Raw genomic sequence first — 19,189 nt, 5'->3', positions numbered from 1 at the left:
GCTCAGCTTTCATGGCGCCCCGTCAGCAAGGCTTTGAGCGTGTCGAGCGTATCGGCGTCGGCGATCGCCTTGTCGTCGCGCTGGCGCAGGATGCGCGGAAAGCGCACCGCGATGCCGGCCTTGTGGCGGCTGGAGGCGGCAATGCCCTCGAAGCCGATCTCGAATACGAGGGTGGGCTTGACACTGCGCACCGGGCCGAATTTTTCCACCGTGGTCTTGCGGATCACGGCGTCGACCTTGCCGATTTCGGCATCGGTCAGGCCCGAATACGCCTTGGCGAACGGCACCAGCTTGCGCTGGCCGTTCTCGTCGTCGTCCCAGACGGCAAAGGTGTAGTCGGTGTACAGCGAAGCGCGCCGGCCGTGACCGGCCTGGGCATAGATCAGCACGGCGTCGACCGAGAACGGATCGATCTTCCATTTCCACCAGGTACCGACATCCTTGGTGCGGCCCACGCCATACGCCGCCGTGACCGCCTTGAGCATCATGCCTTCCACGCCGCGCGCGCGCGACTGCTGGCGGATAAGGGCCAGCTCGTCCCAGCTGCCGGCCGTGATGCGTGGCGACAAGCGCAGCGCCGGGTCGGCAATGCTTTCCACCACAGTTTCCAGCAGCGCGCGCCGCTCGTGCTGCGGCAGGTGGCGGATATCGACGCCGTCGAGTTCCAGCACATCGTAAGCGACCAGCGCGGCCGGCAATTCGGCCAGCAGCTTGTTCGATACCGTCTTGCGGCCCATGCGCTTTTGCAGGTCGGCAAACGGCGACGGCGTGTCGCCCGGCTGCCAGATCAGGATTTCGCCATCGATCACGCAGCCTTCCGGCAAGGCGATACGGGCCAGTTCGGGAAAGCGTTCGGTGATCAATTCCTCGCCGCGCGACCATAGCCAGGTGCTGCCGTCGCGGCGCAGCAGCTGGGCCCGCATGCCGTCATATTTCCATTCGACCAGCCAGTCGCTCACATCGCCCAGGGTTGCCGGCGCCGCCTGCAGCGGGTGGGCCAGGAAAAACGGATAGGGCTGGCCGCCGCGCAGCGCATGTTCGCCGTCGGATTCCTCGCTGATCAGCTTTAGGAAACCGGCACCGGTGGGGCTGACCTTGCCATCGGTCCAGCCCATCAGGCGCTGCGCGATCAGCTTGCTGTCGACCGCCGCGATGGCGCTCAGCGCGCGCGTCACCAGCAATTTGGACACGCCGACCCGGAAGCCCCCGCCGATCAGCTTGATCAACAAAAAGCGTTCGCGCGTTTCCAGTTCATCCCAGTAGCCGAGCAAGGCGCTGCGGATGGCCTCGGGCGCGGCGCCGCGCAAGGGGGCGATGCGCTGCTCGACCCACTCGGCCAGGCCGATCTCGCTGACGTGGCCAGGCGCGGGCAGGATCAGGGCGATGGTCTCGGCCAGGTCGCCGACCGCGTGATAGGCCTCGTCGAACAGCCAGGTGTCGAGGACGGCCGCTTCGGTCGCGTATTCGCGCAGCAACTTGGTGGGCACGGCCTGGCGCGGCTTGCCGCCGGCCAGGAAATACACGGCCCAGGCCGCGTTCTCGGGCAACGCGCTGGAGAAATACGCCTGCAGCGCGGCCAGCTTGCGGCTGGTCGAAGTGGTCTCGTCGAGCTCGGCGTACAGGCGGGCAAACTCACGCATGCGGCGCTCCATCGGCGGCAGTGGCGACCGCCTCATTGATGGCGTCGTTCACCGCATCGGCGGCTTCGTCATCGCCATATTCGGTCTCGAAGCCCCCCGCCTGCCAGCCGTTCTGCTGCAGCCAGCGCACCATGACGGGAATCGAACCGTGCGTGACGATCACGCGCTCGGCTTCGGTGGCCTTGATGGCGCGCATCAGGCCGGGCCAGTCGGCGTGGTCGGACAACACAAAACCCCGATCGACGCCGCGCCGGCGGCGCGCGCCGCGCAGCAGCATCCAGCCGCTGGCAAAGGCGTCGCTGTAGTCGCCAAAGCGCTTCATCCACGACGAGCCGGCGGCCGATGGCGGCGCGATGACCATCGCCGTTTTCAGGGCCGCCTTGTGCGTCACGTCGCCTACCATCATGGTGTGCGGCAGCAGCACGCCGGAGGCGCGGTAGACCTCGCTCAGCGCCTGCGCCGCGCCATGGCAGATGATGGGGCCGATTTCGGGGTCGAGCCCGGCCAGGATGCGCTGCGCCTTGCCGAAGGCGTAGCAGAACAGCACGCTGGTGCGTCCTTCGGCCGCGTTCCTGCGCCACCACTGGTTGATGTCGTCATAGACGGTTTGCGACGGCTGCCAGCGGTAGATCGGCAGGCCAAACGTGGATTCGGTAATGAAGGTATGGCAGCGCACCGGCTCGAACGGCAGGCAGGTCGGGTCGGACTCCAGCTTGTAGTCGCCGGAGGCCACCCACACTTCGCCGCCGTGCTCCATGCGCACCTGGCTTGACCCGAGCACATGGCCGGCCGGGTGCAGCGAGACCGTCACACCATTGTGGGTGATGGTCTGGCCATATTCCAGGCCGTCGATGGTGACCGGCCCCAGGCGCGACTGCAACACCTTCACGCCCGAAGCCGCGCTCAGGTAGTGGCCGTGGCCCACGCGTGCATGGTCGGCGTGCGCATGCGTGATGATGGCGCGCTCGACCGGGCGCCACGGGTCGATATAAAACTGGCCCGGCACACAATACAGGCCTTCCTTGCGCACTACCACCATGTCGCTCATGCCAGTCCCATGTCGAGAAACTCTTCAATGGAAGCATTCTAGCGCCGCAAGGCTTTTTACTCTGTCCGACAACGCACACTATGCCGGTGCGACGAACTCGGCCATGAAAGTCCTGGTGGTATGTTCAGGAAACTCGATGGTGACCTGGTCGCCCGCCACCGACAGCACGGTGCCGATATGAAAGCGTGGCACGCGCACCCGGCTGCCCACGGCAATCTGCGGCGTTGCCGGAGCTTGCTGGACTTTTGGCGCAAACGTACTCGATTGCAAGTCTTCATCGAAGGTGATCGGCACCGATACGGCCGGTGGCGACAGGCAATTGTCGCAGCTGCAGCAGCGTTCGAAGTCGCCGGCGTCGCCAAAATAATCGAGCAGCAGCTTCCAGCGGCAAAAACCGCTCTGCGCATAGGCCACCATCTGCTCGAGCGCCTGTTTGTCGCGCTCCTGCTTGGCAATATAGATCTGCTCGAGTTCGGCATAGGACGGCGATTTTGCCTTCGCTGCCTTCAGGGCATAGCCGAGCTTGCGGTCCTGGCGCAGCAGCTTGCCGTCCTTGAGCAGCTTCAGGCAGACCTTCAGGTGGCTGTCGGAAAACGTGGGCAGGCGTTCGAGCAGCGCGTCGAAGCCGAAGGTGGCCGGCAGTTCTTGTGCGGCGGCAACGATGGCGGCCAGTTCGTCGGCGCTCGGATAATGCTTGGCCAGGAAGAACTGTTGTACGCGCTTGTCTTGCTGGAAGTACAGCAAGGTGCAGTCCGCCGGCAAGCCGTCGCGCCCGGCGCGCCCCGATTCCTGGTAGTACGCTTCCAGGTTGGCCGGCACCTGCAGATGGATCACGAAGCGCGTGTCGGGCTTGTCGATACCCATGCCGAAGGCGTTGGTGGCGACCATGATGCGGCGCTCGCCGCGCATGAACAGATCCTGGTGCTCCTTGCGCTCGCGCGCCGACAGCTTGCCGTGGTAGCAGGTCACGCTCTCGCCCAGCGCCTGCAGCCGTTCGGCCAGCGCTTCGACCGCTTTCACGGTGGCGGCATACACGATGCCGACCCCGGCCGTTTCGCGCAGCAGGCGCAGCACCTGCTCCTGTTTTTCGTCGGCATTGGTGACCTGGATCACGCTGTAGCGCAGGTTGGCGCGATAGATGCCGGTATTGATCACCCGCAGCTTGCGCGCGCCGAGCTGGGCGCCGATATCGTCGACCACATCATCGGTGGCGGTGGCGGTCAGCGCCAGCACCGGTGGGCGGCCCAGCGCACGCAGCGCGGTGCCGATTTCCAGGTAGGCGGGGCGGAAATCATGGCCCCACTGCGAGATGCAATGGGCTTCGTCGATGACCACCAGCGACGGCCGCGTACCGGCGAGCAGGTCCAGGAACTCGGCGGTCGCCAGGCGTTCCGGCGTGCAAAACACGATTACCTTGGCGCCCGCCGCGATGGTGGCGATGGCCTCCTGCTCTTCGGCGCGCGACAGGCTGCTGTTGAGCTGCACGGCGGTAATCCCGAGGCTGGCCAGTTTTTCCTGCTGGTCTTTCATCAAGGAAATGAGCGGCGAGACCACCAGGGTCGGGCCAGGCAGCAGGGAGGCGGGTATCTGGTAGCACAGCGACTTGCCGCTGCCGGTCGGCATGATGGCCAGCGTGTCGCGCCCGGCCAGCACACTGTCGATCACATCCTGCTGTCCGGCGCGCAGGCGCTCGACGCCGAAGACAGAGCGCAGCAGTCGTTGAATTTTCTTGCCGGGGCGTTTGCCGTTTGCCCCGGCGGCAATGTCTGTGGCGGCGATGGTGGCCATGTGATGTCCTGTAGAGCGTGGCGCCCGTGCGCCAGCGTGACCTCACTCTACGGTTGCGGCGGGCGCCGCGCCATAGGACGGCTACCACCGCCTTTGTAGGACTTCAGGAAGCAAACAGGATGGCCCACAACAGCATCAGCAAACCCAGTGCCGAGACGCACCATACAAGGGTGCGCACGACGGGAATGCCGAATGCGTACAGGGGCAGGTACAGCACGCGCGCGCCCAGGTACAGCGCCGCGCCATACAGTGTGAGATTGTTGTGCACGCCCGCCACATGGGCGATCAGCACGGCGGCGGCGAACAGCGGCAGCGTCTCGAACAGATTGGCCTGGGCGCGCTTGAGGCGGGCGGTGATCTTGCCCACCGGCGGGCCGGCCTCGTCGCGCGCGCTCATATTGTATTGCGTGCCCGTTTCGCGGTTGCGAAACGACGAGGGCAGCAAAATCTGCACCAGCGCCAGCACCAGGGTCCAGCCGAGTATCGTCAGTTCAGGCGTCATGCTTGTCTTTCAAGAGTGTAAGGTGAGTAAAAAGATGCGGGCAAATCTTGCCGGGCGCGCTGGCCCCGGCTCAGGCCTGTTCCAGCGCCGCCTGCAATTCCAGCAGGTCGTAGGGTTTGCGCAGCACGCTGGCGGAAAAGCCCAGTTCGTCCATCGATTCCTTGCCGTAGCCGGTGGAAAAGATGATGCGCATGCCAGGCTTGTCGCGCAGCACCATGCGCGCCAGCGCGATGCCCGACATGCCAGGCAGGCTGACGTCGGTAAACAGGATATCGAAATGTTGCTCATTGAGCAGTTCCCATGCCGCTTCGCCATCCGACACGCCGCTCACCGTATGGCCCAGCATGCCCACCAGTTCGCAGACCATCAGCTGGGAATCGAGATTGTCTTCCACCACCAGGATTTTCAGCGAGCTTGGCACGTCTCCGTGTGGCACTGGCGCGTGGCCCGTCAAATCGAGCCCTGGCGTACCGGCCGGCGCATTGCCGGCCGCCGGCGCGGCGGCCCAGTCGAACTGGCGCGCGCGCATTTGCTGCTGGCGGTTGGCCAGCACATGGCGCAGCTTGCGCGCCAGTTCTTCGCGCCGGTACGGTTTGCTCAGCAACTCCACACCCGCATCGAGCCGGCCTTCGTGCACGATGATGTCCTGCGCATAGCCGGACGTAAACAACACGGCGATATCGGGCTGCATCTCGCGCGCCATGCGCGCCATGTCGGTGCTGCGCACGGGACCGGGCATGATGACGTCAGTAAACAGCAAATCGATCTGCGCGCCGCTTTGCAGCACGGCCAGCGCGCTTTCGCCATCCTCGGCTTTCAGTACCTTGTAGCCGAGGTTGCCCAGCATGTCGACCACGGTGGCGCGCACGCCCACATCGTCTTCCACCACCAGCACCGTTTCGGTGCCGCCCGTGACCACACCGCTCAGTTCCACTTCGTCCGCCGCTTCGGCCATCAGGGTGCGCGGCAGGTAGATCTTGACACCGGTGCCATGGCCGGGCTCGCTGTAGATGCGGATATGGCCGCGGCTTTGTGTGACGAAACCATAGGCCATCGACAAGCCCAGGCCCGTGCCCGCCCCTTCAGGCTTGGTGGTAAAAAATGGCTCGAAGGCACGCTGCAGCACCGAGCCGCTCATGCCCTTGCCGGTGTCGGTTACCGACAGCATCACATACTGGCCGGCCGGCACGTCGAGGTTATGCACATACTGCTCATCGAGCACCACATTGCCCAGTTCAATCGTCAGCTTGCCCACGCCATCCATGGCGTCACGCGCATTGATGGCCAGGTTCAGGATCACGTTTTCAATCTGGCCGCGGTCGACCAGGGTATTCCACAGGCCGGCGCCACCGACGAGCACGATATCGATCGCCTCGCCCAGCGCGCGCCGCAGCAGCGCGTCCATATTGCGCACCACGCGCGACAGATCAGCCACCACCGGCTGCAAGGGCTGGCGGCGGGCAAAGGCCAGCAAGTGCGACGACAGCTTGGCGCCGCGCTCGACGGCGGCAATCGCCGTATCGAGCCGCTGGCGCATTACGCCATCGTTGCCGGACAAATGGTGCAGCAGGTGCAGATTGCCCGAGATGATTTGCAGCACATTGTTGAAGTCGTGGGCGATACCGCCCGTTAACTGCCCGACTGCCTCCATTTTTTGTGCCTGGCGCAAGGCGTCTTCGGCCTTGGTGCGCTCGCTGACTTCCTGTTCGACCCGGTGTTCGAGCGTTTCGTTCAATTCATGCAGCGCTTTTTCAACCCGCCGCCGTTCCGTGATATCGGTCTTGACGGCGATCAGGGAACGGGTTTGACCATGCTCATCAACCAGGCGGCTGACATTGCTCGACACCCACACCTGCATGCCATCGGGCTTCAGATAGCGTTTTTCCAGGCTGAACGATTCACCGGTTTCCACCAGGCGCCGGAACAGCAAGGTGTTGCCCGGCACATCGTCCGGATGCATGATCTCGTTCATGTTCATGCTCAGCAGTTCTTCGGACGAGCGGCCCAGCATGGTGCACAGGGCGCCATTGACGCGCTGGAAGCTGCCGTCCAGGCCCAGCTCCGACAGGCCGACCGAGGCCTGGCCAAAGATGGCGGCCATGCGTTCCTGGCTGGCGTGCAATTCATTTTCAATCAGGCGCCGCTCGGTCACATCGAACGACACGCCGACATAGCGGCGCTGGCCGGGCGCCGGACCTTCCACCACTTCGCCCTGGCGCGCGATCCAGCGCACCTGGCCATCGAGCGGGCGGCGCACGCGGTATTCCACGTATTCGAGCGGATTTTGCGCCAGTTGCATGCGGCTGGGGCCGACCTTGTCCTGGTCGCGCTCATCGACCAGGCCCACCAGCAGGTGCTGCGTGACGAGTTCATCGTCGGCGATGCCCCAGATGCGGCGAAACGTGGGTGACACGTCCATCTCGCCCGTCTCGGGAAACCATTCGAAGGTGCCGATGCCGCCGGCCTGCTGCGCCAGGCGCAAGCGCTCTTCGCCTTCGATGCGCTCGGTCACATCGCTGCCTTCGACCAGGATGCCGACCACCTGCCCATCATCATTCTTGATCGGCTGGTAGACGAAATCGATATGGCGCTGCCTTTGCCTGCCGTCGGCCGTGTTCAGGTCGACCTTCAGCTGGCGCCCTTCGAACGGCACGCCGCTGCGGTAAACCTTGTCGAGCAGGTCGATGAAACCCTGGCCGCGGACTTCCGGCAAGGCCTCTTCCACGCTCTTGCCCAGCAGTTCGCTGCGCCCGACCAGGCTGATGTAGTGCTCGTTGGCCAGTTCAAAAATATGTTGCGGTCCGCGCAGCACGGCCATGAAGCTGGGCGCCTGTTCGAACAGGGCGCGCAACAGGCCACGTTCTTCGGCCACGCGCCGGTTGGCGTCGCGCGCCGCTGCCGCTTCGGCCTGCAGCGCGTCGTTCATCGCGCCCAGTTCGGCCGTGGCGAGCTTCAACTGCCGTCCTTCTTCCAGGCGCGCCGTCAGCTCCAGCGCCGTGCACAGCACACCGCCGACCTGGTCGCCGTCACCATGCACGGGGGTATAGAACAGATCGAAATAATGATCGACCGGCAGGCCGTCCTGCAGCAGCGGCAGGATGCACTCGCGGTGCACCTGGGTCTCGCCACGCAGGCCCGCCGCCAGGATGCGCGCATTCCAGTTCCATATTTCGGGCCAGACCTCGGGCACGGTGCCGCCCAGCGCGGCCGGATGGCGCCCGGCGGCAATTTTGATGTATTCATCGTTATAGATCATCACATGCCGCGGCCCCCACATCAGCACCATCGCCATCGGCGAATTGAGCACGATGTCGACGCTGGTGCGCAGGCTGGCGGACCAGCCGTCCATCGGCCCCAGGCTGGTGGCGGACCAGTCGAAGCCGCGCACCAGTTCGCCTGTGACGCCGCCGCCGCGCGGCTGGTAGCGATGCAGCATATCGTTCATGGCGCCACCACGGCGGTGGCGGCCAGCACCGGCAGATTGGCACGGCACTGGCGCGGCAGATGCAAGGTAAAGATCGTGCCCTGGGTGGCCGACGCGCTGACCTGCACCGTGCCGCCATGCGCCTTGACAAACATGTCGACCGTATACAGGCCCAGTCCGAGCCCCTGCCCGGTGCGGCGCTTTTCGCCAGTCTGGTGGAATGGTTCGAACAGGGCCGGCAGCAAGGCGGGATCGAGCTCGCCGCGGTTCTGCACGCGCAGGGTGATATGGTCGGCGGCGCGCCCGTCCAGTTCGAGCTGCACCGGTGCGCCCGGCTCGCCGTGCGTGAGCGCATTGGCCAGCAGGTTGGAGATCACTTGCGACAACAACCCAGGATCGCATTCGGCATGCAGTTCGCCGACATGGCTGGTGGTAATGCGCGCCGGCTGGCCCGGCATGTCGAACTCATCGACGATGGCCTGCGCCAGCGCCAGATAGTCGTGCACGCCCAGGCGCAGCTCCATCGTGCCCGAGCGGATGCGGGCCAGGTCCAGCAGCTGGTCGACCATGCGCGCCATGCGCTTGGCGCTGCTTTCGATGCGCTGCGCCGTGATGATGACCTTCGGATGCTCGCTCATCATCGGCAGCAGCATGGCGCCGTTCATGACCACCGACAGCGGCGTGCGCAAGTCATGGCCGAGCACGGCCGTAAACAATTCGTTCAGGTGCAGAGCATGCTTGAGTTCGGTTAGCTGGGACGACAGTTCGCGTTTCTGCTGGTACAGCTGCACCAGCACCTGCACCTTGCTTTGCAGCGCCTTGACGTCGAATGGTTTGAACAGGAAGTCGACCGCGCCCGCTTCGTAGCCGCGGAAGCTGTAGCTCGGTTCGCGCGTGGCGGCGGTCAGGAAAATGAGCGGGATGTCGCGCGTGCGCGCACTGCCGCGTATCAGTTCGGCCAGCTCGAAGCCATCCATCTGCGGCATCTGCACGTCGAGCAGGGCCAGCGCCACATCGTGGGTCAGCAGGATTTCCAGCGCTTCGGCGCCCGAACTGGCCTTGAGGATGACGATGCCGGGGCGGGCCAGCACGGCCTCCATGGCAACCAGGTTTTGCGCGATGTCGTCAACGACAAGAATGTGGATAGGTGCGGTCACGGATCAGTCTTCAGGCATCGCGACGCCAACTGGCGGCGTGCGTTTCAATATAGGTTACAAAACAAGAATTTCGATACTGGAAACTCAACTCTGGAGGATTAATATGTATCTTACACGTACTGCGCCACCCTGACTGCCGGCCTGTGCAAGCGTGCGGTTCAGTTTGTCAACAAGGCCAGGCTGGCGGCAAGTTGCCAGATATCAAGCACGCGGTCGGCGCCGGCAAGCCTGAGCGCGGCGGCGGGCATGGCGGCCGAGGATGCCGTCGCCGGGTCCTGCACCCAGGCCGCGCCGCCCAGCTGGCGCACCTTCGCCAGCCCCCGTGCGCCATCGGCCGACGCGCCTGTCAGGATAATGGCCAGCATCTCGCGCCGGTAGGTACTGGCCGCCGTTTCCAGCAGCACATCGATCGACGGACGCGAAAAATACACGGGCGCTTCGAGCGACAGCGAAAAGCTGCGCTGCGGCTCGATCTGCAAGTGGTAGTCGGGCGCGGCAAAATACACCACGCCCGGCTGCAGCGGCTCCTTGTCCTGCGCCTCGCGGATCGGCAGCAGGCAGCGCGCCGCATACAGCAGCGGCAGGCGGCTCGACCGTCCGGGCGCCAGGTGCAGCACCACCACCACGCTGGCGCGGCAAGTCGCCGGCAAGGCGCACAGCAGCAAGCCCAGCGCTTCGACGCCGCCGGCCGACGCGCCGATGGCGATCAGGCGCAGCCCTTCGGGCGGCGCGGCGATCTCGGTCGATGGGGCGCGATGCGGCATGCGTCAAGCCCGCTGGAAGATTTTTTCTGCCTGGCACAGTTCGCGGAAATTGCCCGCATGCCGGCTGAAATGCAGGCTTTCCTTCATGCCCAGGCCCAGGAAGCCGCGGTTCACCAGTGCCTCATGGAACAGGCCCAGCGCGCGGTCCTGCAAATCCTTGTTAAAGTAAATCATCACATTGCGGCAAGACACCATATGCACCTCGGAAAAAACGCTGTCGGTCGCCAGGCTGTGGTCGGCAAACACGAAATGGCGGCGCAGCCGGCGGTCGAAAATCGCGCCTTTATAAGCGGCCGTGTAGTAGTCGGACAAGGAACGCTTGCCGCCCGAACGCCGGTAATTGTCGCTGAACTGGGCGATGCGGTCGACCGCGTAAATGCCGGCCTCGGCGGCGGCCAATGCATCGACATTGATATCGGTGGCGTAGATCATGGTGCGTTCAAGCAAGCCTTCCTCTTCCAGCAGGATGGCCAGCGACCACACTTCCTCGCCGCTGCTGCAACCGGCCACCCAGATCTTGATCGAAGGGTAGGTGTGCAGCACCGGCACGACTTTTTCGCGCAGCGCACGAAAGTAGGCCGGATCGCGGAACATCTCGCTGACCTGCACCGTAAAGAACTGCAGCATCTGCAGGAACATCGCGGGCTCGTGCAGGATGCGGTCCTGCAGCTGCGACAAGGTCGCGCAATCGAATCGCTCGAGCGCCTGGCGCATGCGCCGGCGCAGCGAGGCCACTGAATAATCGCGGAAGTCATGCTGATACCGCAGCAATATTCCTTCCAACAATAATTTCAGCTCAATATCAAAAATTGCATCGTCATCTAACAATGGGCTTCCACCTTTGCTTGGTTTCCCGTACCACATGGGGACCCGATCGATGCTAGCAGATCGTCATGTATTTTTCCTTATGAAAAAGTTCGTGTACGTTCGGTAGCGAACACTGAGCCATCATCAGGCGTCCACGCCCTTCATGCCTTCGCTGGTGTAGCGGGCGCCCGCCGCCACGCCGGGCGGAAACGCCTGCGCCATGGCGGCCAGCTCGTCCACGCTCAGGCGGATGGCGAGCGCACCGAGGTTATCGTGCAGATAAGCAATCTTCTTGGTGCCGGGTATCGCGATGATATCGTCGCCCTGCGCCAGCAGCCAGGCCAGCGCCAGCTGGGCCGGCGTGCAGCCCTTGTCTTGTGCCAGTTGCCGCAGCAGCGCGACCAGGGCCTGGTTGCGCGCAAGGTTATCGGCGCTGAAACGCGGGTTGAAGCGGCGAAAATCCAGAGCATCGAGCCTGGCGACGTCCTCGATGGCGCCCGTCAGGAAGCCGCGCCCGAGGGGACTGCAGGCAATAAAGCTGGCGCCCACCCGGCGGCAGGCGGCCAGCACGCCCTGCTCGGGTTCGCGCGTCCACAACGAATACTCGCTTTGCACGGCGGCAATTGGCGCGATCGCCGCGGCGCGCAGCAAAGTGCCGCCCCCCACTTCGCACAGGCCGATCGCGACGATCTTGCCCTCCTGCTGCAATTGCGCCAGCGCGCCCATCGATTCTTCCAGCGGCGTTTCCAGGTTGAGCCGGTGCAGGTAGAACAGGTCGATGGTATCGACACCGAGCCGCTGCAACGACGCCTCGCACGCCTGGCGGATATAGGCAGCGCTGTTGTCGACGCGGCGCGCATAGCCGCCCGCTTCGCGCGCCAGGCCGCATTTGGTGGCCACCAGCACGTGCGAGCGCTTGCCTTGCAGAAATCGGCCCAGCAGTTGTTCGTTGTGGCCAAAGCCGTAGGTGTCGGCCGTATCGAACAGGGTGACGCCAGCGTCGTACGCCGCCTCCAGGGTGGCCAGCGACTGCGCCTCGTCGGTGGCGCCATAGAATTCGGACATGCCCATGCAGCCCAGGCCGAGAGGTGGAGTAGCCAGTGTGCTGTTGCCGATTTGCCGCACGATTTGTTCCATATTGATACTCCTGATAATGATGGGGTAGCACCAGTCTGGACCGGCTTTGCCAACCGGGGAATGTCCGGTTTCGTGATACCTTTATGGTATGAGAACCCTCGACACCCATGCACTGACCCTGTTTTGCGCGGTGGCCCGCTGCCTGAACTTTCGCCAGGCGGCGCAGCAGCTGCACATGACCCAGCCGCCGCTGTCGCGCGCCATCAGGACCCTGGAGGAACGGCTGGGCGCGCGCCTGTTCGAACGCGACACGCAGGGCGTGGCGCTGACCGATGCCGGCGCCACCCTGCTGCCGCAGGCGCTGCGGATCCTGGCCATGCTGGACCAGGCCGAGCGCTCGCTTTCGCCGTTGGCCGGCACCGCAGCGCCGCCGCTGCGCCTGGGCGTGACGACGTCGGTGGAAGCGGGACTGCTGCGGCCCTTGCTGGAGCGGCTGGAGCATGGCATGCCGGCGCGCCTGCAAGCGGCACCCTCGCCGGCCCTGATCACGGCCGTGCGCAAGGGCAAGCTCGACGCGGCGCTGGTGGCCTTGCCGGCCACCACGTTCGAACTGGCGGTGCAGCCGCTGCTGCGCCAGCCCATGCTGGTAGCCCTGCCCGCCGGCCACGCGCTGGCGCGCAAGCGCACGCTGCGCCTGCGCGACCTGCGGGAGCTGCCCGTATTCTGGTTCGAACGCGCGCGCCAGCCGGCTTTTTTTGACCATTGCCAGCAGGTATTCCAGCGCCACGGCTACGCGCCCGTGTTCCTGCGCGAGCCGCCAGACCATCACGTGCTGCTGGCGGAAGTGGCGGCCGGCAAGGGCGCGGCGCTGCTGGCCGACTCGTTTCGCGCGCTGCGCCTGGCAGGCGTCGCCTACCGCGCGCTGGCCGAAGGCGAGGAACTGGCGCTGCAGATCGCGCTGGTATGGCCGGCAGACAAGGCGCATCCGGCGCTGGCGCCGCTGCGCGACCGGGCAAACGCCTGAGCCGTACGCAATCGCGCCAGAAGCGCTACCATATTGCCTTCCTTGCTTTTACTTTCCAGACACCATGACGTTTACCATCAGCGACGCCGCCTACGGCACCGATACTCCCGCCGCCAAGCAAGCCATGTTTGCCGACCTGCGCTCGCAGCTGCAAGGCCTGCTGGCCGGCGAAAGCGATCTGATCGCCAATACCGCCAACTTCAGCTCGCTGGTATTCAATACCATGCCGGGCCTGAACTGGGCCGGCTTTTATTTCCTCAGGGGCGATGAACTGGTGCTGGGGCCGTTCCAGGGCAAGCCGGCCTGCATCCGCATCAAGAAGGGGCGCGGCGTGTGCGGCACCACCGTGGTCGAAGGCAAGTCCATCGTGGTGCAGGATGTGCACGCGTTTCCCGGCCATATCGCCTGCGACGTCAATTCGCGCTCGGAACTGGTGGTGCCGGTGTTCTCCAACGCCCAGATCATCGGCGTGTTCGACCTCGACAGCCCCCTGCCCGGCCGCTTCGACGAGGTCGATGCACAGGGCATCGAGTCGCTGGTGCGCATGCTGGAAAGCACCATCGTTTGATCAGCTGCGTGCCTTGACGGCGATAAATTCGCCTTTGCCGACCGGCACCAGGCAACTGGTATAGCGTGCGTCAAGCAGTATGCCGTCAAGAAACACCGCCATTTCGCCATAGTGCGAAGTGGCGTTGTCAACCACCAGCACGCCACCGGGCGCCAGCACGCGGTCCAGCTGCGGCCACCATGCCTGGTACTGGCTGCGCGCCGAATCGAGGAAAATAAAGTCGTGCGCGCCATCGTGCGCCGCGCGCAGCACCTCGCCCGCGTCGCCCAGTTTCTGCTCGATCACCTCGGCAAATTGCGCGCGTGCAAAATTCGCCTGCGCCATGGCGTATTTATCATCGGCCTGCTCGACAGTGACAACCTTGCCTTGCAGCGCCTGCGCCGCGCGCGCCAGCCACAAGGTGGAATAGCCATTCGAGGTGCCGATTTCCAGCAGCCGCTGCGCGCCGCGCGCCTGTATCAGCGCGGCCAGCAACTGGCCGGTATCGCGCGTGATATTGAGCATGCGGCTGCCGCGCTCGGCATGCACCGCGTCGTTGGCAATGCCGAACGCTTCGAGTTCGCTCAGCAAGGTGTCGAGGCTGGTATTGAGGGTCATGAATGGCTCCTGACAAAAATACCAGCATAGCAAAAAATCAAGCCTGTCTGGCCCTGGCGCGCAACGGCCGCTTGAGCAATTGCACCATCAGCACGCCGAGCAGGGTCACGCCGCCGCCGATCACATCGTAGGCGTGCAAGGTTTCGCCCAAGAACAGCATGGCGATGATGACAGTGAAGACCGGCAGCAAATTCATCAGAGTGGTGGCGCGGCTCGGTCCCAGTTTCGCCAGTCCGTGCATCCACAAAAACGGCGCGACGATGGACGCGGGAATGCCGGCGAACAGCACCAGCGGCAAGCCGCCACGGGTCACGGGCGGCGCCGACTGGCTCAGGTAATACACGAACAGCACCGGCACGGCGCACCACACCTGCACCAGCAGCGAATGCCAGTTATTGAGCGGGATCTTCCAGCGCTTGAGCAGCACGCCATAGCCGGCGTACGACAGGCAGGCCAGCAGCATCAGGCCATCGCCAACGGCGGCGCCATGTGCCAGCAGCGCGGCCGGGTCGCCATGGCTGAGCAGATAGGCCAGGCCCAGCAGCGACACCAGGCCGCCGAACACGCCGCCCACCGTGGCCGCCTCACCGAGCAGCAGGACCGACAGGCCGACCGCCAGCAGCGGCATCATCGACGCCAGGATACCCATATTGGTGGCCGAGGTGGTCTGCGCGGCAATATACGCCAGGCACTGGTACATCACCATGCCCAGCATGCCCAGCACAAACAGTTTGCCCAGGTAAGGCTGGACGATGGCGCGCTGCCGCCACACAGGGCGGCCGAAAGCCAGCGCCAGCAGCACGCCGGCCAGCAGCCAGCGGAAAAACGACATGGCGGCCGGATCGATGACCCCGACGGCCAGCTTGCTGACGATGGTATTGATGGCCCAGATCAGCACGGCGATCACGGGAAACAGATAATGCCTGGCCTGCATGGCGGCTCCTGAAACGAAGAGCGCGCATTCTCGCATGGGCGCGCTTTTGCCGTTGGCAAGCTGCACGGATGCAAGATGAGCAGCCTGTCATCAATGCTAAAATCAAAACATCTTTCAACGAGCAAAAGGATGGTTGCATGAACCCAGTGCCGGAGACGAACGGCGATGACACCGGCAGCGCCAGCGCGCCGGCCGCGCCCGCCCCCATCAACCTGGGCAAGGACGACGCACCGACCGTACTGGGCAAGCTGCGCAGCCTGGTGCAGGACAAGACCCGCTTCGAACCGCAGGACATCACGCCGCTGGCCGAAGACGATGTGCTCCAGGACTTCGCACTGCAGGCCAATTACACGCTCGACGCCCGCCTCGAACAGCGCCATATCAACGGCTACTTCACGCCGTCAGCGAGCGATCACTGCTGCGCCAGCCATGACGTGGTGCCGTTGGCGCAAGCGCACACCCGGGACCGGCTGCGCCGCGCGGCCGGCAAATTGTCCACCGCGCTCAACAGCACAGGCCACGCCTATGATGCGGTGCTTGACGGCGTGTATCTGGGCCACGCCGTCAAACAGTGGCACCTGGACAGCTGCAACAGCTGCGCCGGCCACGGCCGCGTCAATTGCACCACCTGCTACGGCAGCACCACCGAAACCTGCTGGAACTGCCGCGGCGGGCGCACCGTCAGCTGCGACGCCTATGGCTGCTACGGCAGCGGCAAGGTGTCGTGCTCGTATTGCCACGCCAGCGGCTTTGTCATGGAAAACGTCGCGGAACAGGTGATGGTGGAAGTGCCCACTACCGTCTACGAGAACGGCGGCTCGCGCACCAGCTACCACACGGAGTGGCGCACGCAATACCGCAATGTGCAGCGCACTTGCCACCACTGCAACTTTGGCAAGGTTACCTGCAACACCTGCCATGGCGGCGGCAGCGTCAATTGCGGCACCTGCCGCGCCAGCGGCAGTATCACTTGCCGCACTTGCAACGGCGTCGGCGACCTGCAGTGCAACCCTTGCGACGGTTCCGGCAAGGTCGGTGACGCCGCCTGGGTCGATGTCCATGTGGCGCCCGCCTACAGCGTCAGCCTGCCCAAGCAGGCGCCCGACGACGCGCACCGCATCCGCGAAAAAGAAGGTGTGCGCTCACTTGCGGCGCTTGCCAGCAGCCTGCAGTTGTCGAAAGTGAGCATTTACGACGAAGACCTGCCGCAGGAAGTCGACGCCCTGTACGCGGGCAAGCTGCGCATCGTGCGCCTGGACGCGGCCTGCAATGGCGAAGCGCATCATCTGGTGGCCTATGGTAGCGACCTGCGCTGGCTCACCCTCGACGATATCGTGGAAAAACTGCTGCGCGGCGACCTCAAGGCACTGAGCGACGCGCTGGCCGGCAGTCTTGATGACGGCCTGTTTTCGTCCCATATACAGGGCTTGCTCACGCCGCTGCGCGACGTGGCCGCGTCCGAGCTGAACGCCGACGTGATCGAAGCGGTACTCAGCGGCGAGGCCGAGCACGCGCACGCGGCCGTGGTGTCGGCCGACTACGCCAGCAATGTACGCACCTGCGTGCTGGGTGCGCTGCGCCAGGTGTACACGCGGCTGGCCAAGCAGTTCTGGTGGAAAGGCGCCTTGGCCGCGCTGGCCGCCGCCATCGGCGTATGGTTCTTCTTCGGCCGCGGCATGGGCGCGGCGGCCGGCCTGCTGGCCACCGGCGCGGCCTGGCTGCTGTTCAAGCGCCAGGTGAAAGCGGTGCTGGCAGAGGCGCTGGGCGGCGACAAGCAGGCCGAACGCGCCATGCTGATCGCCGGCAAGGGCGGCCGCCACCGGCTGGCCTACACCCTGGTGCTGGCGCCGGCAATCGCGGTGGCGCTGGGCGCCGGCTATGGCCTGCCGCTGCGCCAGCGCGCCAGCACGGCGCCGGTGCCCGCGCTCGCTTCCGCGCCGGTGGCGCCGCATGTGGCCAGGGTGCCGCTGGATGCCAGCGCAACGAAAGCCTTGAAGCTGTATGAAAACGGCGACAAGACACAGGCGCTGGCCATGCTCGACGTGCTGGTCAAGAAGGGCAATGCCGACGCCTATGGGCTGTACGGCTGGATGACACTGATGGGCGAAGGCCAGCCGAAACAGCCGGGCCAGGCCACGCCCACGGCGCAGGAACGCCAGGCCAGGCACGCCGACGCCAAGCCGTGGATCACGCGCGCGCTGGCGAAAAACGACAGCTACGCACTGGCCGCCAAGGGCGTGATGCTGGCCGAAGGCTGGCAGGAACAGCGCAATATGCCGCGCGCGCTGGCGCTGTTGAAACAGTCAGCGCAAAAAGGCAATACGGAGGCGATGCACCTGCTGGGCCTGTACCACGTGCGTGGCGTCCAGATGCCGGTCAACAACAAGGAAGCGCGCAAATGGTTCACCATGGCGGCCGACAAGGGCAGCGCCGGCGACATCTACAATCTGGGGCTGATGGACTGGGAAGGCGCGGGATTGAGGCGCCCCGACCGCGCCAGCGCCATGCAGAGGTGGAAGATTGCGGCCAGCATGGGGGAGGAACGCGCCATCAAGGCAGTGGCGCAGGGCAAACCCTGATGTTTATCGTGCGTCGGGTAGGTCGGATTAGGCCCGTCGGGCCGTAATCCGACAACATCACAGACGTCAACAATGTTGTCGGATTACGCACTTGCGCGCTAATCCGACCTACGCAGGAAACTCGGCAATATGGCGTTGAATATAAGCGTACAGCGCCTCCACCAGCCGGTGCCGTTGCAGCTCAAAATTGTCGCGCGCCAGTGGCGGCATACCCAGTTCGGTTTGCACCAGCGCATTGACCCCGTCAAAGTTCATGTACCGCGCGCTGTCGAACCCTTCCCAGTCCACATGGGCCAGCCACTCGGCCAGCACCACCACGCACGCCACCGGCGGCGCAAGCGCGGCAATGCTTTCCGCGCGCAGCACGCTGTCGCTGCGGATGCCATGCTGCATCAGGACGGCTTGCGCCACCTGCTGCAGCGCGTCTTCGGGCTCGGACCGGTGGCGCGCCAGCAGCCGCTCGGTCAGCGCGCTCAGGGCTGGGCGCCTGGCAACGCCGACAAGGTAAAGATCTCGAAACCGGTTTCCGTCACCGCCAGCGAGTGTTCGAACTGGGCCGACAGCGAACGGTCCTTGGTGACGGTGGTCCATTTGTCGGGCAACACTTTTACCTGGTAGCTGCCGACATTGATCATCGGCTCGATGGTAAAGATCATGCCAGGTTCGAGCACGATGCCGGTGCCGGCGCGGCCGTAGTGCAGCACTTGCGGCGTGTCGTGGAACACCTTGCCCACGCCGTGGCCGCAGAAATCGCGCACCGACGAGAAACCCTGCGCTTTGGCCACCGCTTCGATCGCCGCACCGACGTCGCCCAGGGTCGCGCCCGGGCGCACGGTGTTGATGCCGACCATCATCGCCTCATACGCCGTATTGACCAGGCGGTTGGCCAGGATAGACACGGCGCCGACCTTGAAAGTGCGGCTGGTGTCGCCGTGCCACTCGTTGAATTTCGGCGTGACGTCGATATTGAGGATATCGCCTACTTTCAAAATCTTGCTCTCGGACGGAATGCCGTGCGTGACCACGTGATTGACCGAAATGCAGCTGGCGTGCTTGTAGCCGTGGTAGTCGATGGTGGCGGGAATGGCGCCAGCGGCGCGCATGAACTCCTCGCACATGGCGTCGAGCTTGGCGGTGGAGATGCCGGGTTTGACGAACGGCGTGATGTAGTCGAGCGTGTCGGCGGCGATACGGCCGGCCGCGCGCATGCCTTCGAAACCTTCTTCGTCATGCAGGGGGATTTTCTTGCCGTGTTCAAGCTGGGTGGAATAGCGCATGGT

General features: G+C 64.7%; 16 protein-coding genes. 3 read left to right on the top strand and 13 right to left on the bottom strand.

From position 1 onward, the window contains the following. Window positions 1-2: 2 nt before the first annotated feature. From ASR47_RS24615 to ASR47_RS24575, 9 genes are all read right to left on the bottom strand, one after another. Window positions 3-1,640 carry an ATP-dependent DNA ligase gene (locus ASR47_RS24615; RefSeq protein ID WP_065310718.1) on the bottom strand — a complete coding sequence of 546 codons (1,638 nt, stop codon included), beginning with the start codon at window positions 1,638-1,640 and terminating at the stop codon, window positions 3-5. Beyond that, the gene (locus ASR47_RS24610; RefSeq protein WP_065310434.1) at window positions 1,633-2,688 is read right to left on the bottom strand and encodes a ligase-associated DNA damage response exonuclease; all 1,056 of its coding nucleotides are present in this window, start codon (window positions 2,686-2,688) and stop codon (window positions 1,633-1,635) included. Before ASR47_RS24610 ends, ASR47_RS24615 begins: the two co-directional genes overlap by 8 nt. Window positions 2,689-2,766: 78 nt before the next feature. After that, window positions 2,767-4,476: a RecQ family ATP-dependent DNA helicase gene (locus tag ASR47_RS24605; protein ID WP_065310433.1), complete on the bottom strand. Its 1,710-nt coding sequence runs from the start codon at window positions 4,474-4,476 to the stop codon at window positions 2,767-2,769. 103 nt (window positions 4,477-4,579) lie between these two features. Beyond that, the gene (locus ASR47_RS24600) at window positions 4,580-4,978 is read right to left on the bottom strand and encodes an MAPEG family protein (protein ID WP_065310432.1); all 399 of its coding nucleotides are present in this window, start codon (window positions 4,976-4,978) and stop codon (window positions 4,580-4,582) included. Window positions 4,979-5,048: 70 nt separating this feature from the next. After that, a complete protein-coding gene (locus ASR47_RS24595) occupies window positions 5,049-8,414 on the bottom strand; it encodes a hybrid sensor histidine kinase/response regulator (protein WP_065310431.1) in 3,366 nt (1,121 codons plus the stop codon). A gap of 5 nt (window positions 8,415-8,419) precedes the next feature. Continuing rightward, the gene (locus ASR47_RS24590) at window positions 8,420-9,559 is read right to left on the bottom strand and encodes a hybrid sensor histidine kinase/response regulator (protein WP_065310430.1); all 1,140 of its coding nucleotides are present in this window, start codon (window positions 9,557-9,559) and stop codon (window positions 8,420-8,422) included. Window positions 9,560-9,717: 158 nt separating this feature from the next. Next, complete coding sequence (locus ASR47_RS24585; RefSeq protein ID WP_065310429.1) at window positions 9,718-10,323, bottom strand: chemotaxis protein CheB; 606 nt, start codon at window positions 10,321-10,323, stop codon at window positions 9,718-9,720. A gap of 3 nt (window positions 10,324-10,326) precedes the next feature. Further along, a complete protein-coding gene (locus tag ASR47_RS24580; RefSeq protein ID WP_065310428.1) occupies window positions 10,327-11,187 on the bottom strand; it encodes a CheR family methyltransferase in 861 nt (286 codons plus the stop codon). Window positions 11,188-11,274: 87 nt separating this feature from the next. Further along, window positions 11,275-12,267 (bottom strand): aldo/keto reductase, encoded by a 993-nt coding sequence (locus ASR47_RS24575; RefSeq protein ID WP_065310427.1) that lies wholly within the window; start codon window positions 12,265-12,267, stop codon window positions 11,275-11,277. Window positions 12,268-12,355: 88 nt separating this feature from the next. Between ASR47_RS24575 and ASR47_RS24570 the strand changes: the two genes are divergently transcribed. Both ASR47_RS24570 and ASR47_RS24565 read left to right on the top strand, forming a co-directional pair. Continuing rightward, window positions 12,356-13,231 (top strand): LysR family transcriptional regulator, encoded by an 876-nt coding sequence (locus ASR47_RS24570; protein WP_065310426.1) that lies wholly within the window; start codon window positions 12,356-12,358, stop codon window positions 13,229-13,231. Between the two features lie 64 nt (window positions 13,232-13,295). Then, entirely contained in the window at window positions 13,296-13,799 is a 504-nt protein-coding gene (locus ASR47_RS24565) for a GAF domain-containing protein (RefSeq protein WP_065310425.1), read from the top strand. On the opposite strand, the gene ASR47_RS24560 is transcribed toward ASR47_RS24565, so the two are convergent. Together ASR47_RS24560 and ASR47_RS24555 are read right to left on the bottom strand one after the other, a co-directional pair. Then, on the bottom strand, window positions 13,800-14,396 hold the full coding sequence (locus tag ASR47_RS24560) for an O-methyltransferase (RefSeq protein ID WP_065310424.1): 597 nt from the start codon (window positions 14,394-14,396) through the stop codon (window positions 13,800-13,802). A gap of 37 nt (window positions 14,397-14,433) precedes the next feature. After that, window positions 14,434-15,330, bottom strand: a complete 897-nt coding sequence (locus ASR47_RS24555; protein WP_065310423.1) for a DMT family transporter — start codon at window positions 15,328-15,330, stop codon at window positions 14,434-14,436. A gap of 137 nt (window positions 15,331-15,467) precedes the next feature. On the opposite strand from ASR47_RS24555, the gene ASR47_RS24550 reads away from it, so the two are divergent. Next, entirely contained in the window at window positions 15,468-17,909 is a 2,442-nt protein-coding gene (locus ASR47_RS24550; RefSeq protein WP_065310422.1) for a tetratricopeptide repeat protein, read from the top strand. A 108-nt stretch (window positions 17,910-18,017) separates the two neighbouring features. Here ASR47_RS24550 and ASR47_RS24545 read toward each other — a convergent pair whose 3' ends face one another. Beyond that, window positions 18,018-18,302 carry a hypothetical protein gene (locus ASR47_RS24545; protein WP_171899033.1) on the bottom strand — a complete coding sequence of 95 codons (285 nt, stop codon included), beginning with the start codon at window positions 18,300-18,302 and terminating at the stop codon, window positions 18,018-18,020. An 80-nt stretch (window positions 18,303-18,382) separates the two neighbouring features. After that, window positions 18,383-19,186: a type I methionyl aminopeptidase gene (gene map, locus ASR47_RS24540; protein WP_065310420.1), complete on the bottom strand. Its 804-nt coding sequence runs from the start codon at window positions 19,184-19,186 to the stop codon at window positions 18,383-18,385. Window positions 19,187-19,189 lie beyond the last annotated feature (3 nt).

Origin of the sequence: Janthinobacterium psychrotolerans, assembly GCF_001677885.1 — a bacterium.
GTDB classification, from domain to species: domain Bacteria; phylum Pseudomonadota; class Gammaproteobacteria; order Burkholderiales; family Burkholderiaceae_D; genus Janthinobacterium; species Janthinobacterium psychrotolerans.
This window is presented reverse-complemented; position numbering and strand designations above follow the sequence as displayed.

Excerpts from the sequence above, each read along its gene's own strand:
- ASR47_RS24605 (WP_065310433.1), bottom strand. The coding sequence starts at position 4,476 with ATGGCCACCATCGCCGCCACAGACATTGCCGCCGGGGCAAACGGCAAA.
- ASR47_RS24610 (WP_065310434.1), bottom strand. The coding sequence starts at position 2,688 with ATGAGCGACATGGTGGTAGTGCGCAAGGAAGGCCTGTATTGTGTGCCG.
- ASR47_RS24550 (WP_065310422.1), top strand. The coding sequence starts at position 15,468 with ATGAACCCAGTGCCGGAGACGAACGGCGATGACACCGGCAGCGCCAGC.
- ASR47_RS24555 (WP_065310423.1), bottom strand. The coding sequence starts at position 15,330 with ATGCAGGCCAGGCATTATCTGTTTCCCGTGATCGCCGTGCTGATCTGG.
- ASR47_RS24600 (WP_065310432.1), bottom strand. The coding sequence starts at position 4,978 with ATGACGCCTGAACTGACGATACTCGGCTGGACCCTGGTGCTGGCGCTG.
- ASR47_RS24615 (WP_065310718.1), bottom strand. The coding sequence starts at position 1,640 with ATGCGTGAGTTTGCCCGCCTGTACGCCGAGCTCGACGAGACCACTTCG.
- map (WP_065310420.1), bottom strand. The coding sequence starts at position 19,186 with ATGCGCTATTCCACCCAGCTTGAACACGGCAAGAAAATCCCCCTGCAT.
- ASR47_RS24575 (WP_065310427.1), bottom strand. The coding sequence starts at position 12,267 with ATGGAACAAATCGTGCGGCAAATCGGCAACAGCACACTGGCTACTCCA.
- ASR47_RS24580 (WP_065310428.1), bottom strand. The coding sequence starts at position 11,187 with ATGTGGTACGGGAAACCAAGCAAAGGTGGAAGCCCATTGTTAGATGAC.
- ASR47_RS24570 (WP_065310426.1), top strand. The coding sequence starts at position 12,356 with ATGAGAACCCTCGACACCCATGCACTGACCCTGTTTTGCGCGGTGGCC.
- ASR47_RS24565 (WP_065310425.1), top strand. The coding sequence starts at position 13,296 with ATGACGTTTACCATCAGCGACGCCGCCTACGGCACCGATACTCCCGCC.
- ASR47_RS24595 (WP_065310431.1), bottom strand. The coding sequence starts at position 8,414 with ATGCTGCATCGCTACCAGCCGCGCGGCGGCGGCGTCACAGGCGAACTG.
- ASR47_RS24560 (WP_065310424.1), bottom strand. The coding sequence starts at position 14,396 with ATGACCCTCAATACCAGCCTCGACACCTTGCTGAGCGAACTCGAAGCG.
- ASR47_RS24585 (WP_065310429.1), bottom strand. The coding sequence starts at position 10,323 with ATGCCGCATCGCGCCCCATCGACCGAGATCGCCGCGCCGCCCGAAGGG.
- ASR47_RS24545 (WP_171899033.1), bottom strand. The coding sequence starts at position 18,302 with ATGCAGCATGGCATCCGCAGCGACAGCGTGCTGCGCGCGGAAAGCATT.